Origin of the sequence: Pedobacter hiemivivus, from assembly GCF_004331685.1 — a bacterium.
Taxonomy (GTDB): domain Bacteria; phylum Bacteroidota; class Bacteroidia; order Sphingobacteriales; family Sphingobacteriaceae; genus Pedobacter; species Pedobacter hiemivivus.
In genome coordinates, this window is the sequence record NZ_SJSM01000004.1 from 413013 (window position 1) to 431072 (window position 18060).

Here is an 18060-nt window from a genome sequence, read left to right on the forward strand (position 1 = left end):
TCTTTTTAAATTAATTCCGTCAATAAAACTGTTGGCTGTTCCTGTAGCTTCTCTTCGACTAATTGGCCGAAGGCTTTGATATACGGTTTCTGATTGTGTGCATCAAAGCCCTCTTTATTTTTCCATATTTCATAGAAAGTGAACAGGTTTTTGTCGTCAATACCCTGATGCAGGACGTAAAGCTCGCAGGCCTCCTCTTTATGGGTTTGCTCAACCATATTCTGAAGAATCGAAAGCACTTCTTCCCGATATTGCTCTTTTGCCTTAATTATGGCTGTTATATAAATTTTCATAGTAATTCTTTTAATAGTATGTTCTTCCTTCTCCCCTTTGATTAAAATGAGAAGGCAAAAATAGCCCACACAAAAGCATTATAAAAATAAGACAACTCATACATACGTATCATAATAATGATAATACATAGCTGTAGTTAGAAAATTGATAGTATATGTCGAAAAAGAGGAATAATGCCTATAGAACCATTTAGTTTTGAAAAACTTCCAGAAGTAATCAGGAGCCAAGAAAAGAAGCCGAAGAAAATTTGAAATTTATCACGAAGAAGAACGATTCTGTCTGAAGAACGTGGCGATAAAATAATTATTTACTGACATAGCAATTATAATTATTCTAATAATTAATTAATATACATCTATTACGATTAAAAAATAAATTAGTGGAGGAGTTGCGCGTACCGATTATTCAAGGGCTTAATGATTTATTATTGACGTTGGATATTGATGCAAACCATCAGGTACGATTCATTTTTCAGAATATGACTAACAAGTATTCCCATGAATATAGTCTTTAGAGTAGTATACCACTTCCGAATTGTTGTATTTTAAAATAAATTCAAATACGGAAATAGTAAAGTACAATTTGTTATTCCATGGATTATTAAGATGCTAATTGGCTTTCCTAGTCCTGCTTCTAAAGTACCGTTCAGTTTCTTTGTCCATGAAATAGACGTAACATGCATTCATACCTCTTCCTAAAAGAACTCGACAGGTATTTTTTACTAGCTGAAGAAAGTCCCTACCTTTTACCATTTCTGTTTTGCTTTAAACATAGCGTAATTAATAGCAATTAGTCCCATCAAGAAAACTAATTATTTCCTTTAAATACTTAGCATCAATATCATCAAAATGAGAAAGATATTCGCTATCCACATCTAAAACTCCAACTACTTCTGCTCCTTTAAGCAGCGGCAAAACAATTTCAGATCTGGAGGCTGATGCACAGGCAATATGGCCTGGAAATTGATCCACATCATCCACAATCAGGATTTCATTCTGCTGCCATGAAGTACCACAAACACCCTTTCCCTTTTTTATTCTGGTACAGGCTACAGGCCCCTGAAATGGACCAAGGACTAACTCGTCTCCCTTAACCAAATAGAACCCAACCCAAAACCAACCGAACTGCTCTTTTAAAGCCGCAGCAATATTAGCTAAGTTCGCAATCAGATCATCTTCACCGGTGATCAATGCTTTTACCTGAGGAATAAGGGATACATACTGAGATTCCTTATCTATATTTCTGCTTATCACTAAATCTTCTGCCATTATAAATTTACTTGAGTTACAAAAATACGAAACTTAGACAAATACCATTAACGCTCCTGCTTTAAGGTTATCTTGAGGATTTCACACGCTAAACCGCTAAAATAATTAAATTTGATTTTTTTTAACAAACCATCAATTCCAGAATTGATGCCAGCTGTTCGAAACTAACTATTAATAAATACAATCATAAATGAATAAAAAAACCTTAATCACATCCCTACTAACATGCTCGCTACTTACTGTGGGCGTCTTGCAATCAGGCTACAAGCCCTGGGAAGAAGGCATGTTCCCTTTAAGTGAAATCCATAAGCTGGATTTAAAAAAAGCCGGGTTAAAAATCAATCAGAATGAAATTTACAATCCCAATGGCACCAGCCTTGTTGATGCATTAGTCAACGTCGGCGGATGTACCGGATCTTTCATTTCTAATCAAGGACTAATCATCACCAATCACCACTGTGCCTTTAGCGCCGTACAGCTTGCCAGTACACCTGAACACGATTACTTAACCAATGGCTTTGTCGCAGCAACACATGAACAAGAAATTGAAGCAAAAGGCCTAACATGTCGAATTACTGATAGTTATGAAGACGTATCTGATCGTATTTTAGGTGCCGTTGCTCAAATCACCGATCCATCATCAAGGCTGAAGTTAATTAACGATGCCATGAAAAACATAGCCGTTGAAGCGGAGAAAAAAGACCCTAGCATACAGGCAGAAGTTTCGGAAATGTTTATTGGAAAAACGTATGTATTGTTTAAATACAAAACTATACAGGATGTTAGATTGGTATATGTTCCGAACCGCCAGGTTGGCGAGTATGGTGGAGAGACAGATAACTGGGTATGGCCACGCCACACTGGAGACTTCTCTTTTATGCGTGCTTATGTGTCGCCAGATGGTAAACCAGCAAAATATGCTAAAAACAACATCCCTTATACACCTAAAAAATTCTTGAAGGTAAATCCTAATGGAACAAATGAAGAAGATTTTGTATTTATTTTAGGTTACCCAGGACGAACTTTCCGCCACCGCCCTGCTCAATTCATCGAGTATCAGCAACAGTTTGTACTGCCTTATGTATCGAACTTATACGACTTCCAGAATACAACCATGGAAAATGCAGGCAAGAAAGACAAGGCTACTGAAATTAAACTGGCTACCAGAATCAAAAGAAACGCCAATGTTTTAAAAAACTACCGTGGCAAGCTACAAGGTCTAAAAGGAATAGATCTCATTTCGCAAAAGAAGACGGAAGATGCGGCACTTGCTAAATTCATCAACAACAATGTTGATGTTAAAGCGCGCTACGGCAACTTAATGAGCGACATAGACAACCTTTACAAGTTAATTAACGGTGATGCCAAGCGGGACCTCTGGTTAACGCAAGTGTACAATTCAACTAGCTTACTAGGTGTATCCAAAAACATCAATGCGTTTAAAATGGCGCTTGATGCACAACCAGGAAACCAGAAAGAGGCTTTCTTTAATCAAAACAAGCCACGCTTAAAGCAATTTTTAGCAGGCAATTACGAAGCTTACGACATTGATGCCGACAGAAAGATCTTTAAAAAGATGCTTATGGATGCTGCCCAATTTTCTTCAGACCAACCTGTAAACGCAGTTGCTAAAATCTCAAATAAGTCTACAGACCAAGAAAAGGCAATTGATGACGTTGTAAACAACATCTTTGGGACGACAAAGCTAAAAGACACAGCCTATGTGTTCAACACTTTACTAGCATCCGCAAAATCAATATCAGCTTACAGCGATCCGCTTTTATCTTTTGAAAAGGATATCGCCAGCCAGATTACGGAACTAAAACCCGAAAAAGATCGCCGTGATGGGGTATTGAATAAATTAATGGGCGACTATGTAAATGTGAAAGAGAAATTTCTTAAAAAGGACTTTATACCGGATGCAAACAGCACTTTGCGACTTACCTACGGTTACGTAAGAGGATATTGGCCTGCTGACGCTTCTTATATGCGCCCTTACACGACCATCAAAGGTATACTGGAAAAAGGAACGTCAGGAAACCCTGAGTTTGATTATCCAGCACAAATAAGGGCACTTTGGGAAGCTAAAGACTTTGGTCCCTTTGCTAAAAAAGATTTAAAGGATGTGCCTGTAGCCTTCCTATACAACATGGACACGACCGGTGGTAACTCCGGCTCTCCAGTGATGAATGCGCAAGGCGAGTTAATCGGTGTAAATTTTGACCGTGCTTATGGCGCTACCATTAACGATTATGCCTGGAATGAAAGTTACAGCAGATCTATTGGAGTTGACATTCGTTATGTATTGTGGGTAGCCGCTAAAATTGACAAAGCAAACTTCCTTTTGAAGGAAATAGGGGTTAAGATTTAACGCCATTTAATTAAAATCGACACACGAAAGCCATCCTTAAAGGATGGCTTTTTTAAAACAAAAATACATGAGAGTAATCGCAGAACTACCGCATCCAGAATGCAAAATCACGTTGTTCAATATGAACCAGAAATACATCATAAAATTTGAACAGGGCACACTTGAACAAAGCTACAAATTATCGGAACTTGACTTAAGCGGAGGGGGAGCAAACGAGATTTTTCAGATCTTGGATGAGGCATTTATAGCCACCGTTGTGGAACGTTTTAAAGGCATGAGGTCTGATTTTTCTGAAGCTTACAACAGGCAACAGTACTAGTTCATCAAAACAATACTAACTAACTGTAATACAGCACGAATAAAACCGCAACAAAACTATATTCTGCAATTCAGATGGTCATCAACCCAAAACAAAACGTTACAGTAAATTAAAAGTTAAGAAGAAATGATTTATGTAAGCTGAAAAACAATTAGTTAAACAATATCACAAAATATAATTCGGAAGGCCAAAAACGCCAAATATAATATAAGTCAGCAGCTTTTAACCCCTTCTACCCCCTATTCAAACATACAAATTTAAAGCCTTTCAGCGTTGAATATGATTTGAATTTTTTGTTTAAAATAAACATGACTACCTTGCAACAATCATGAAAAGTAAAACCATATATATCGCACTAATCTCCTTTGTCATTTTATATACTTCATGTAGTAAGATAACGGAGAATATACAAGAAGACATCTTCGTTAGTGACACCGTCGCATTTAATATCCCCATACTGGCTGACATCACATCTACCCCAATTATATCGGGAATAGTATCGACTTTAAATCTGGAAGAACAGCTCAAAAAAAGTGCAAATAGTTATGGTATTGAAAATATCAAAACCACTAAAATCACGAGTTTGAATTTGAAGTTGGATACATTACCTAAGCTTGATGTCGATAATAATTTTGGCAATCTGGAAACTGTAAATTTTGGAATTCCAGCAAGTGGAAAAGTAGCCAACATAGCCGTTACCACTATTCCTTCGACTTCAACAATTATCGGTCTGGCTTTAACCCCGACTATTCTTCCCGGTGACTTCAATTCTTTTCTAATCAACCCATCAAGAACTTATAGTATGGCTGTTAAAGCGAAAAAAGTCACCACCACCCCGTTGAAAGTAAAAGGAACACTGACCTACACAATTACGCTATCTAAATAAGAGTCGTTTTTTAACATAAAAATCCTTACATTTGCATAAAACGGGATATTTATTACACTATTCTCTTAATATTACTTGCCAATTAATCCTTTGATTGGGTTTCAATTTCTCCAGGTTGCTGATCCGTTGCCGCCGAGAATTAAATTATATCCAGACCCACAATGATCTTGAATCATGATGCAGTCTACAACAGGTAAGAGCAGAGAAAAGTTATTTTTTTAACTAACACATTGAATTTATGGCTAAATCTCAGGCAACCTTCATGAAGAAGCAACTAGAAAAGAACAGACAAAAGAAAAAAGAAGATAAAGAACAACGTAAACAGGAGCGTCAACAGAACTCTACTGGTGGAGATCTAGAAAGCATGATGGCCTGGGTAAATGAATTTGGAGAAATTGTAAATACTCCTCCAGAGAAAAAATAAGCCCTGATAATATATAACGCAACAAGCCAATCCTACTCAGGATTGGCTTGTTGCGTTAAAGCGCTTTTCTTAAAGAAGTTAAGCGCCGCTTTTCGAAACAAAAAAGCAATCAAACATAGATAAACCGCAATAATTGTTAAAATATATTTCATATCTTTAACGGTAACTTTTTTCGTTATAAACAATGTATAATTAGGATCAAACGCTCAACTTATTCTATATGCTTAACAAAAACACAATTATTGATTTGTTCTCTGAGCAAGTAGATAAAGTGCCCGAGAATATTGCTGTTGTTTTTGAAGGCGCTCCACTTACTTACAGAGAACTTAACCAAAGGTCAAACCAGCTTGCACATTTTTTAGTTCAAAAAAATGTGTTACCAAATGATAGGGTCGCAATTTCGACCGACCGTTCTATTGACACCATAATTGCATTATTAGCGATTATTAAAACAGGTAGTGCCTATGTGCCTATAGAAATTAGCTACCCAAAAGACCGTATTCATTTTATAGCAGAAAATTCAGGAGCAAAATATGTCTTAGTTTCAAAAAAAAGCGCTGAGCTATATGATGATCTTCAGGACAGACTGTTGTTGACTGAGGATGCTTTGGATCTAGCCAAAGACCTATCGAATGAGAATTTAGCCTTAGAAACAGCACAGGATAGGTTAACCTATATCTTACATACTTCGGGTACTACAGGAAACCCTAAAGGTGTTTGCATGGGCCAAAACGCCTTGGTTAACTTACTGCTATGGCAGAAAGAAAAATCTATTGCGGACGAAAAAACAAAAACGTTACAGTTCTCCCCTCTTAGTTTTGATGTTTCCTTTCAGGAGATTTTTGCCACACTAACTACCGGTGGCACTTTAGTTCTTATTTCTGAAGATTTAAGACTAGATCCGCTAAGGCTATTGAATTTGATAACCGAACAAAGTATAAATCGAATTTTCCTACCATTTGTTGCCTTGCAATCTATTACGGAAAGTGCTGTAGCTAGTGAAGTATACCCAATTGCATTAAAGGAGGTGATGACAGCTGGAGAACAGCTAAAGATCACTCCACAAATTATAAAATTTTTCTCGCAAATACCAGAATCGACACTTTACAATCAGTACGGCCCCACTGAAGCACATGTGGTCACCGAGTTTAAGTTATCAGGCGATCCAGCGCAATGGCCAGCGCTCCCTTGTATTGGTGAGGCTATTTACCACACTAAAATTTTCATCTTGGATGAAAACCTGAATGAGGTACCTCATGGTGAAGTAGGCGAATTATGCATTAGTGGCCTATGTTTAGCGGATGGGTACCTGAATTTGCCGGAAATGACTGCTGAGAAGTTTACTTTTTTACCAAAATCAACTACTCGAATATACCGAACCGGAGACCATGCTCGCTTGCTGTCTGACGGAAATATAGAATGCCTGGGTAGAGCTGATCATCAGGTTAAAATTAGGGGACATCGGGTTGAATTGGGAGAAATTGAAGTGGTGATCACCCAACAACCTGATATTGCTCAGGTTGCTGTTGTACTTCGTGAGGACTTTCCGGGTAGAAAAGTCTTGGTTGCTTATTTGATTGGGAAGGAACAAAATTACACCGGAAACAAGCTAAGAACGATTATTTCGCAGTCTTTACCCGATTATATGATACCGGTATCATTTGTTTGGCTACAGGAGTTTCCTAAGACAACAAGTGGAAAGGTGGATAGAAAAGCCCTTCCAAAACCAGATACCAAAAGGCCAGAGACCAATATCATTTATAAAAAGCCATCAACGGAAAAAGAAAACGAGATTGCTCAGATTTTGATAGAAATCTTCGGCTATGATAAAATTGGGGTAAATGACAGCTTCTTTGAAATTGGCGGAAATTCTTTATTAGCGCAAAAGACTGTTGCAGAACTAAAACGACAATTTGGCTATAGTTTACCTGTTACAAAGCTATATCAATACCCCAGCATAGCGGGGATGGCCATGTACCTGGAAAAAAACTTTACAGAAGAAAAAATAACCCCTAAGAAATCTACCAATGATCATTCGAGGGATATCGCCATTATTGGAATGGCGGGGAAATTTCCAGGAGCAAATACGATGGAGGACTTTTGGAACCTATTGGTTGAAGGAAAGGAAACGACTACATTTTTTACGTCTTCAGAAATAGATCCAAGTATCCCCGATCAGCTTAAAAATGATCCTTCGTATGTTAAAGCCCGGGGAATTATAAAGGATGTAGATAAATTTGATCCTGCTTTTTTTGGAATAAATTCAAAACTAGCGGAACTAATGGATCCACAGCAGCGAATTTTTCTGGAGATTTCCAGAGAAATCCTGGAGAAAACGGGGTATCTGCCCTCAAAACATAGCGCTAAAGTTGGTGTATTTGCAGGCAGCGGTAACAATACCTATTATGAAAACAATGTACTTTCCCATCCCAACTTGATTGAAAACCAGGGTAAAATACAGGTTTCAAGCGTAAATGAAAAGGATTATATCGCTTCGCGTACAGCCTATCACCTAAACCTTAAAGGACCCGCTGTAAGTGTAAACTCTGCCTGCTCCACTTCATTACTCGCTATTGCGCAAGCTGTAAATAGCTTGAGAGCTCATCAATGTGAAATTGCCATTGCTGGTGGATCAAGTGTGACCTCCCCCATAAATAGTGGCCATATTTACCAGGAAGGAAGTATGCTTAGTGCCAATGGCCATTGTACCCCTTTTGATGATAGCGCTACTGGAACTGTTTTTAGTGATGGCGCCGGTGTCGTACTCTTAAAAAAACTCGATGCTGCTATAAACGATGGTGATAAAATATATGCCGTTATAAAAGGTATTGGAATAAATAATGATGGTTTTGGAAAAGGAAGTTTTACTGCACCCAGCGCTGAAGGTCAAGCCGATGCCATTGCTTCAGCAATTTCGGATGCGGGAGTAGATGCTGCTGAGATCAGCTACATTGAAGCGCATGGAACAGGGACACCAATTGGTGATCCTATTGAGTTTGAAGGCCTTGTGGATGCGTTCGGATATCAAAATAGAACTCAATTTTGTGCAATAGGTTCTGTAAAAAGCAATTTTGGCCATTTAACGCATGCTGCAGGAGTTGCCGGTTTAATCAAAACCAGCTTAGCCCTATACCATAAAAAAATACCTGCTTCTTTAGGTTACAAAACACCTAATCGCAATATAGACTTTAACAATAGTCCATTTTACGTAAACGATAAACTTACACACTGGAATACGAGTAGCAAAAGAATAGCGGGAATCAGCTCTTTTGGTGTAGGCGGAACAAACGTTCACGTTGTAATAGAAGGATACGAAAATGCCATTGAAGAACAACCGGAGCATAATGCTTTAGAGTTGATTACCTGGTCTGCAAATTCAGAAACTAGTAGAGATGCTTATGCTGCTGCCCTTCATGATTACTTAACACTGCACCCGGACACTAACCTGGCTGATCTTAGTTATACGCTTAGAAAAACGAGAGATGATTTCAAATACCGCAGATTTCTGGTTTCAAATTCTATTACAGCGCTAAAAGAATCATTGGCACTGGAAAAACAAAACTCATTAAATGTAAACACATTACATGAATTACCTCAAGAGATTGTCTTTACATTTCCCGGTCAGGGCGCCCAGTACTTAAACATGGGCTTAGACCTGTATCTACAGGAGCCCGTTTATAAAGCTGCAATTGATTCCTGTGCAGGTATACTTAGAACATACATTCATGAAGATATAAGATCAATCATATATCCGGAAATCCTATCTGATGAGGCGAATGCAAGATTAAAGGATACAAGATATACCCAACCGGCATTATTTGTTACGGAATATGCCTTGGCAAAACTTTGGATGAGCTGGGGAATTAGTCCAACATTGTTATGCGGTCATAGTGTTGGTGAATATGTAGCTGGATATTTATCGGGCGTCTTTTCTTTAGAAGATGGCTTAAGATTGGTCGCTACCCGGGGTAAATTGATTAGTGAACTTCCTTCGGGAAGTATGCTATCGGTTAGAAAGGAAAGTACCGGCCTTACAGCACTTTTATCAGGCGATCTATCCATTGCTGCGATAAACAGTGCTAAATCTTGTGTAGTAGCAGGGCCAACGGATCAGATCACTGCATTTTCTGCGCTGTTAGACGAAAATGAAATTGCCAATAAGCTTTTATTTACCAGCCATGCATTTCATTCGTCGATGATGGATCCGATACTGGACGAATATAGAGCTGTTGTTGCCCAGGTCTCCCTCTCCATTCCCAAAATTCCTATTGTCTCTACAGTAACCGGAGATTTATTAAGTGATGAAGAAGCTACCAGTATAGATTATTGGACCTCACATTTAAGGAAAACTGTTCAATTCTCTAAGGCAATCGAAACGATACTTGATCGCGATTTACCTTTATTTTTAGAAGTTGGCCCTGGAACGGTGACTTCAACATTGATTAGACAGATTGCTGGTTTTAATGCTTTATCTGCAAAAGCAATCCCTAGTCTTAATCATATAGAGAATGATCATGATTCTGTACTGAGTGCTTTAGGTCAGTTATGGAACAATGGAGTTGAACCTAACTGGGATCATTTTTACGCTAACCAAAAACGAAGATTTATTGATCTTCCCACCTATCAGTTTGAAAGAAATCGTTATTGGGTAAATCCGATACCTTTGAAATCAGATTTTTCGGAGATTCAAACTCCACTAGAACTAACCAAACAGATTATACCAATTAATACGGCTGTGATGAGAAAAACTAACCTGACCAAAAAAGTTAAACAAGTATTAGAAGATGCTTCAGGTATTGAAATGAACGGTATTGAATTAAATAGAAATTTTCTTGAAATAGGATTAGACTCTTTGCTACTCACACAAGTTGCAATTTCATTGAAAAGGGAATTTAGTTTGCCTATAACTTTTAGAAAACTGAATGAGGAATATCCATCAATCGAAACTTTAGTAGATTATTTAGATAAAAATGCACCTCAAGATGTGGCTAGCCATACGGAAGACCTTGCTCCTCCTGTATTAAACCATGTACAACACCCTGCTTATGTTGCTCAAACCGCAAACAACGGTCACCAAAATGGCAATTTTAATGGTGCCGGCGATAGCGCTTTAGGTTTGATTGCACAGCAGTTAGAAATATTATCAAAACAAGTCATGTTGATGCAGGGAGCCCCTATTTCGGTTAACCAACATGCCACACCGCAGCCTATTCCTGTAAATGGAAAAAAAATAGAACCTGCCGATATTAGTGCCAATATAGAACTATCACAGGAAGAAAAGGCGGAAATCCAGAAACCATTTGGTGCGACGCCAAAAATAGAGCGTCTATCTACAGATTTAGATGAAAAGCAATTGGGCTTTATTAAAGACTTAACTGAGCGGTACAATAAAAAAACACTTAAAAGTAAAACATATGCTAGTGACAGCCGTCCATTTATGGCTGACCCTAGGGTTGTGTCTGGCTTTAGGCCGACCACAAAAGAGCTTGTTTACCCGATCGTAATCAACAAATCGAGTGGAAGCAAACTTTGGGATATTGATGGCAATGAGTACATTGATGCCTTGAATGGTTTCGGCTCTAATATGCTAGGTTATCAACCCGAGGTAATTAAGAATGCGATGCATGAGCAGATTGAAAAAGGTTATGAAGTTGGTCCACAACATGAACTTGCGGCCGATGTAAGTAAGTTGATTTGTGAATTTACAGGTTTCGATAGGGCTGCGCTTTGCAGTACCGGCTCTGAAGCTGTGTTGGGATGTATCCGAATTGCCCGTACAGTTACTGGTCGACATTTAATTGTTGCATTTACCGGCTCTTATCATGGCATTATAGATGAAGTTTTAGTAAGAGGAACTAAAAAACTAAAATCATTCCCGGCTGCTGCAGGTATTATGCCTGAAGCGGTCCAAAATATTCTGGTTTTAGATTACGGCACGGATGAAACGCTTGCCATCATTAAAGAAAGAGCGACTGAGATTGCGGCCGTTCTGGTTGAGCCTGTTCAGAGTAGAAGACCAGAATTTGTTCCGATAGATTTTTTAAAGAAAGTAAGAGAAATTACGACCGATGCTGGCATAGCGCTAGTTTTTGATGAGGTAATTACAGGTTTTAGAATGCATCCGGGTGGAGCGCAGGCATTATTTGGTATTGAAGCTGATTTAGCATCCTACGGAAAAGTTATAGGTGCCGGCGTCCCTATTGGCGTGATTGGTGGTAAAAGTTATCTAATGGATGCCTTAGATGGTGGAAATTGGACTTACGGAGACCAGTCCTATCCTGAAATTGGGGTAACTTATTTTGCGGGAACATTTGTTCGCCATCCCCTGGCTTTGGCTTCTGCAAAGGCTTCCTTAACATATATGAAGGAAAAAGGTCCGGCTTTGCAACAAGGTTTAAATGAAAAAGGTGCCTATTTAACCAAAGCGCTGAATTCCGAATTTGAGAAAAGGCAACTTCCAATTTACGTTGCCAATTACGGGTCCTTATGGAAAATCAAATATCATGAGGAGTTGCCTTATAGTGAATTGATGTTTGTTTTAATGAGAGAAAAGGGAATTCATATTTTGGATGGTTTCCCATGTTTTTTAACGGAAGCAATGACTTACCCGGAAATAGATCAACTGATCAGTTGCTTTATTGAAAGTATGGATGAAATGATTGATGCTGGTTTTTTTCCATCATTAAATCAAACGATGGATACCCAGAAATCAATTTCAGTAGTCGTAGATGGAAATAATCCACCTGTTAAAGGCGCTAAACTTGGAAAAGACAAATCTGGAAACCCGGCATGGTTTATTGAAGATCCAAATCAACAAGGGAAATACCTACAAATAGAACTTAATTAGTGATCATGATAGATGCTCTAAAAAGTAATAATTTCATTGAAGTTGACTTTAATCCATTTGAAGAAGGAAAGGATATAGAAAAAGTTATTGCCCTTAACGAATCTCAAAAAGAAATCTGGCTTTCTTGCATTATTGGCGGAACGCCAGCCAGTCTCGCCTATAACGAATCTGTTTCACTTGAATTAACGGGTGAATTTGATATAAACACCTTTCAAAAAGCAGTTAACTACACCGTTCTTCGTCATGAAGCCTTGCGTGCTAATGTTTCTCATAATGGTGAAAGCCTAATCATCTATAAGGCGGTTGATTCAGAAATAATCTTTGAAGATATTTCCTCGATGGATCCTTCTCAGGTTAATGAACACTTAACTGATTTTGTTAATCATGAAATCGGTATCCCTTTTAACCTTAACAATGAAGTTCTTTTTAAATTTTTCCTTCATAAAGTAAGTGAAGACAAGTATTATTTAACAATTATCATACATCATATTATAGGTGATGGCTGGTCAATAGGGATAATTCTGGAAGATTTAAGTACCTTCTATAATGTGTATTCAAAGAATGAAATTCCTAGAACTGGTCCTCCAGCGCAGATTAGTACCTACGCTTTAGAACAGGCTGCTTTTAATACGACGGAGCACTATAAGGAGACACAAAAATTTTGGTTAGACCAGTATAAAGATGATGTGCCCGTACTTAATATGCCATTGGATTATAACAGGCCGCCAACAAGAACTTATGAAGGAAAAAGAAATGATTATACGCTTGACGGCGAGCTTCTTGAGGCGATAAAAAAACTATCTGCTAAAGCAAACTGTAGCGTAGTATCTACCTTAATTGCCGCATTCGAAGTTTTTTTATATAAGCAAACCAATCAAGAAGATATCGTATTAGGCTTACCATCTGCTGGGCAGCTAGCTACTGAGCATTTAGATCTGGTAGGGCATTGTGTGAATCTATTACCTTTAAGAAGTAAGATAACTCCGGACATTCCATTTATTGCGTATTTAAAGAAACGCAAAAATGAAATATATGACGCTTATGATCATCAAAAATTAACGTTCAGCGAGTTACTAAAAAATTTAAGCATTAAAAGAAACAAGGCTAATATCCCATTAGTACCAGTAGTTTTTAATGTAGATAGAGGGATGGATGACAATGTTGATTTTATGGGTTTAACACATAGAATTATTTCTAATCCCAGGGTTTGTCAAACTTTTGAAATCTCGCTAAATGTTAACGGCTCAAAAGATGCTATGATTTTTGAGTGGGCATACAATACTCAGCTTTTTGCTTCTGAGACGATAAATAGAATGATGGAAGATTTTAGTGCGTTATTAAAAACACTAACATCAAACCCTGAGGTATTGATCTCTCAGGCCCTTGCGAAGGATAATCCTTTCCCTGAGATCACACCAGCATATTGTGATTTCCCTGGAGATAAAACAGTCATTGATTTATTTTTAGAACAGGTAAAGAAGCATCCGCAACATAAAGCGGTTACAATTGAAGGAAAGTCTTTATCCTACGATGCATTAAATACGAAGTCCAACCAATTGGCCAATTATTTAATAAGCTCAGGTATTAAAAAGGGCTCCCTCATCCCTATCTGTCTACAACCCTCTTTAGAGATGATTGTAACCATTTTGGGTATTTTAAAAGCTGGTGCGGCATACGTACCCATAGACCCAGAGTACCCTATATTCCGTATTAAGCACCTTTGTGATGAATCAAAAAGTAACATCATCATCAGTGATCAACTGAATTATAATAAATTACAAGAAGTAAATGACATCAATATTTTAGCTATTGATGAGGATAAATGTAAAGTTTGGCAAACGGAGACCACTACCCCATCGGTGATTGTAACCCCAAATGATCTTATCTATATTATTTACACTTCAGGTTCAACAGGATTACCAAAGGGTGTGATGATTGAACATGGTTCGATTATGGATTATCTTTTTGGTTTGAAAGCTAAGTTACCCATTTTAAATGAGTGCAAGACTTTTGCGCTTGGTTCTGCAATATCTACTGATTTAGGTAATACGACCTTATTTAGTGCATTAACCCTGGGCGCAGAGCTTCATATTTTTGCTAAAGACAGGTTCAATCATGTCTCTTATATTCATGACTATTTTGAGAAAACCAAAATTGATTTTCTTAAAATAGTTCCTTCGCATTGGAAATTTTTAATACATGATCATCAGGAATTATTCCCAGAAAAACTTTTAATGTTTGGAGGAGAATCTTTACCCGGGGAGTTTATCAAAAAGATTAATGAATCTAATGTGAATTGCACGGTAGTAAACCATTACGGCCCTACTGAAACTACAATAGGAAAATTACTTCATATTGTTAATAAAGATAAATTATATCCGACTAGCGTTCCTATTGGCCAGCCTTTTTCCAATACCTCGGTATATGTACTGAACAAAGACTTGAAATATTGTCCTGTAGGTGTGCCGGGTGAATTATACATTGGCGGTGCGGGTGTTGCAAGAGGGTATTTAAACAACCCGGAAGTAACTGAAAAATCATTCATTTCTAACCCAAATCCGCAAAATGGCAATCACATCATTTATAAAACAGGTGATTTGGTAAAATGGTTGTCAGATGGAAACATTCAATACCTTGGTCGTATTGACGATCAGATAAAGATAAGGGGTAATAGAATTGAAATTGGTGAGATACAGAATGTTTTACAAAAACATCCAAATGTTAAGCAGTCGGCTGTTTTGACCGAAGATGTGGTGAATAATGAAAAGCAACTTATAGCTTACCTGGTTACAGAGACTGATATTGATAAAGAAAATATTATCGCTTTTATGCGGGATAGGCTTCCTGACTATATGATTCCTCGTCTGCTCATCAGGTTACCGGAACTTCCATTAACATCGAATGGAAAGATTGATAGAAATGCACTGCCAAAACGTGATCTACTTCATGTTATTGAAGAGCACACATTTGTAGCTCCTCAAAATAAAGAACAGGAATTAATTGCTAAAATATGGGCAGAAAACCTTGGGCTAAAACAGGTAAGTATTATTGATGATTTTTTTGAACTGGGTGGACATTCCATGATCGCTATAAAGGTGATGGTTGAAATAGAAAAGCAAACGGGAATTCGACTTCCACTTGCCATCCTTTTTGACAATTCGACTATAGAAAAACTGGCCTTAAACTTAAGTAAACCCAAGCAAGAATTAGCCTGGGATTCCCTGATTCCGATTAAGAGTAAGGGGAATAAACCGCCTCTTTATATCATTCACGGGCAGGGAATGAACATTATCATTTTTAAAAACCTTTTAAATGAAATTGATGAAGACCAACCGATTTTAGGCATACAACCTAAAGGCTTAAATCCTGAAGACGAACCTGAAAAAACCGTAGAAAAAATTGCTGCAGGATATATTAATGAAATCATTAAAGATAATCCCGAGGGTCCATATTTATTAATGGGTTATTCTTCTGGGGGAACAATTGCGCTTGAAATGTCAGAGCAATTGCTGGAAATGGGAAAAAGGGTCTCCTTTTTAGCACTTCTTGATACTTATTATGACGGAGATAGTTACCTCCGTCTTATAAAAGAGGGTAAGATTGCTGAAGTTTTTAATCACGCTATAAAATCTGTTGGCTGCGCTTTTCTATACTTTTCTATGCATCCAAAGGCCTTTATTGAACATAAAATAAATTTCACCCTCGGAACATTATATAATTACTATAAAAAACTTAACCCTATCAAGGTGGACTTATCAAATCCATTGTACGTTTTAGATAGACTTCAAAAGGCGCATCAAAAAGCTTTTCGAAAATATAGGTTAAAAAAGTATAAGACGGATGTGACGCTTTTTAAAGCAAATGATAAAAAAATGAGTTACATTTCTAATATGCAAAGTAATGGTTTTGCTCCTTACATGGGGGGAAAATTAACATTTGTTGAGATTCCGTTAGCGCATTTACAATTTTTCGACCCTAAGCATGTTCACGTTTTTTCGACAAAATTGCAAGAGGAATTAAACAAGGTTACGCCATAGTTAGCCTTTATGATAAGCTAAATAGATTGAAAAATTTTATAGATCATCCGATTACCTGGCGTAACTATACTAGTGATAGCTATATAGACAAAAAATGCACGCATATTTTCAAAATATCGATAGCTGATTTTGATAAAATAGTAGCGCACTATCCGACTGTTCTTCGAGCGGATGAAATTGAAAAAGCAGGTCGCTTTAAGCATATAGAGGACGCGAAAAGATATATTATTGGAAAGTTTTTTCTGAGAACAATTCTTTCAAAAACACTAGGTATCGAACCATCAGCTATTCTTTTTTCACATATTGGAAATCAGAAACCACATATTGCAGCACAACATTTTAACATTAGCCATAGCGGCAATTTTACGATCATAGCCATAAGTCCACTCCCGATTGGGATAGATATTGAATTTATTAAAAATGATTTCGATTTTAATTCCTTATTAAAGGTGTGCTTTACCACATCGGAGTTAGGGCACATCAAAAACGCAATTGATTTCTATACTTTCTGGACCAGAAAAGAAGCTGTACTTAAGGCAAGTGGTGAAGGAATAATTGATAATCTGCATGCCATTGATTGTTCTGAAAATACGGTATCCAGAGCAGGTGCTAACTATAAACTAACAAGTAACCAACTTGATGAATCGCATATAATCAGCTTGGCGATTAACACTTTATGTTTCAAAAATGAATATTGGTTTTTCTAATCTCCAATATTTCATGTATATTCATTCATATTTTATATAGGTATTAAAATTCTAAATTTAACAGCTTAATTCATGGATATTCAAAGGGTTGATGACATCTCTCATCACGAATTTATGACTAATTTTTATGAACCTGGGATTCCGGTTGTTTTTAAAAATGCATCGAAGGTTTGGAAAGCCAATGGACTATTTAGTCCTGACTGGTTCAGAACGAACTATGGCGAACGAACTATTAAAAAAAACGGCGAAACTTATACGATGAGTCAAATCATGGATTTAGTTGAAACCAGCACTGAAAGCAATCCAGCCCCTTATCCTTTAGTATTTAATATACCGGACCAAATACCTGAACTATTACCACTCTTGAACCCGCTTAATCTAAATTATGCTAGTCCAAATTGGTTAGAGTCCAAATGGTTTCAAAAGGGGTATTGGGGTAGCGCTACTGAACTTTTTATTGGTGGTCCAGGTGGCAAATTCCCATACTTACACTTAGATTATTACCATCTTAATGCCTGGATAACTCAATTGCATGGCGAGAAGCGTTTTACTGTATTTCCTAGAGGACAGGAAGATCTACTCTATCCTAAGCCAGGCGATCCATGGCGTTCTGAAGTGAATATTTTTGAGCCTGATTATGAGAAATTTCCAAAGTATAAAGAAGCGACTCCCATTCACTTTACTGTTGGTCCGGGAGAAACCCTTTTTATTCCTTTTGGCACCTGGCACTCCGCTTATTCACTGACATCGACCATATCAGTGGCTTTTGATCAAATGAACAGTAAAAACCATAAAGATTTTTTAAAAGATGTTTGGTCGTTTAAACGTAGAGAGGGCCTTATGAAAGCGATAACCATGTACAGTTACGCATGGCTTGGCTGTAAGATGGGTGATACCTTAAAATAAC

The 18060-nt window shown here is 37.5% G+C and carries 10 protein-coding genes; 8 read left to right on the plus strand and 2 right to left on the minus strand.

Translation table 11 applies throughout. From position 1 onward, the window contains the following. Positions 1–5: 5 nt before the first annotated feature. The gene (locus EZ444_RS10370; protein WP_131608659.1) at positions 6–293 is read right to left on the minus strand and encodes a putative quinol monooxygenase; all 288 of its coding nucleotides are present in this window, start codon (positions 291–293) and stop codon (positions 6–8) included. Between the two features lie 780 nt (positions 294–1073). Next, complete coding sequence (locus EZ444_RS10380) at positions 1074–1562, minus strand: GAF domain-containing protein (RefSeq protein ID WP_131608661.1); 489 nt, start codon at positions 1560–1562, stop codon at positions 1074–1076. Between the two features lie 190 nt (positions 1563–1752). On the opposite strand from EZ444_RS10380, the gene EZ444_RS10385 reads away from it, so the two are divergent. From EZ444_RS10385 to EZ444_RS10420, 8 genes are all read left to right on the plus strand, one after another. After that, positions 1753–3933, plus strand: coding sequence for a S46 family peptidase (locus tag EZ444_RS10385; protein ID WP_131608662.1), 2181 nt, complete (start codon positions 1753–1755; stop codon positions 3931–3933). A gap of 67 nt (positions 3934–4000) precedes the next feature. After that, complete coding sequence (locus EZ444_RS10390; RefSeq protein ID WP_131608663.1) at positions 4001–4252, plus strand: hypothetical protein; 252 nt, start codon at positions 4001–4003, stop codon at positions 4250–4252. Between the two features lie 328 nt (positions 4253–4580). Continuing rightward, positions 4581–5138 carry a hypothetical protein gene (locus tag EZ444_RS10395; protein WP_131608664.1) on the plus strand — a complete coding sequence of 186 codons (558 nt, stop codon included), beginning with the start codon at positions 4581–4583 and terminating at the stop codon, positions 5136–5138. A gap of 262 nt (positions 5139–5400) precedes the next feature. After that, a complete protein-coding gene (locus EZ444_RS10400) occupies positions 5401–5562 on the plus strand; it encodes a hypothetical protein (RefSeq protein ID WP_225874691.1) in 162 nt (53 codons plus the stop codon). A 220-nt stretch (positions 5563–5782) separates the two neighbouring features. After that, positions 5783–12409 carry a polyketide synthase gene (locus EZ444_RS10405; protein WP_131608665.1) on the plus strand — a complete coding sequence of 2209 codons (6627 nt, stop codon included), beginning with the start codon at positions 5783–5785 and terminating at the stop codon, positions 12407–12409. A 5-nt stretch (positions 12410–12414) separates the two neighbouring features. Further along, positions 12415–16446 carry a non-ribosomal peptide synthetase gene (locus tag EZ444_RS10410; protein WP_225874693.1) on the plus strand — a complete coding sequence of 1344 codons (4032 nt, stop codon included), beginning with the start codon at positions 12415–12417 and terminating at the stop codon, positions 16444–16446. Positions 16447–16472: 26 nt separating this feature from the next. Beyond that, complete coding sequence (locus tag EZ444_RS10415) at positions 16473–17153, plus strand: 4'-phosphopantetheinyl transferase family protein (RefSeq protein ID WP_165503582.1); 681 nt, start codon at positions 16473–16475, stop codon at positions 17151–17153. A gap of 72 nt (positions 17154–17225) precedes the next feature. Beyond that, the gene (locus EZ444_RS10420; protein ID WP_131608668.1) at positions 17226–18059 is read left to right on the plus strand and encodes a cupin-like domain-containing protein; all 834 of its coding nucleotides are present in this window, start codon (positions 17226–17228) and stop codon (positions 18057–18059) included. Position 18060: the final 1 nt, after the last annotated feature.

What these genes read in the sequence shown, in the direction of transcription:
- EZ444_RS10385 (WP_131608662.1), top strand. Translation starts at nt 1,753, where the DNA reads ATGAATAAAAAAACCTTAATCACATCCCTACTAACATGCTCGCTACTT.
- EZ444_RS10400 (WP_225874691.1), top strand. Translation starts at nt 5,401, where the DNA reads ATGAAGAAGCAACTAGAAAAGAACAGACAAAAGAAAAAAGAAGATAAA.
- EZ444_RS10390 (WP_131608663.1), top strand. Translation starts at nt 4,001, where the DNA reads ATGAGAGTAATCGCAGAACTACCGCATCCAGAATGCAAAATCACGTTG.
- EZ444_RS10395 (WP_131608664.1), top strand. Translation starts at nt 4,581, where the DNA reads ATGAAAAGTAAAACCATATATATCGCACTAATCTCCTTTGTCATTTTA.
- EZ444_RS10420 (WP_131608668.1), top strand. Translation starts at nt 17,226, where the DNA reads ATGGATATTCAAAGGGTTGATGACATCTCTCATCACGAATTTATGACT.
- EZ444_RS10380 (WP_131608661.1), bottom strand. Translation starts at nt 1,562, where the DNA reads ATGGCAGAAGATTTAGTGATAAGCAGAAATATAGATAAGGAATCTCAG.
- EZ444_RS10370 (WP_131608659.1), bottom strand. Translation starts at nt 293, where the DNA reads ATGAAAATTTATATAACAGCCATAATTAAGGCAAAAGAGCAATATCGG.
- EZ444_RS10410 (WP_225874693.1), top strand. Translation starts at nt 12,415, where the DNA reads ATGATAGATGCTCTAAAAAGTAATAATTTCATTGAAGTTGACTTTAAT.
- EZ444_RS10405 (WP_131608665.1), top strand. Translation starts at nt 5,783, where the DNA reads ATGCTTAACAAAAACACAATTATTGATTTGTTCTCTGAGCAAGTAGAT.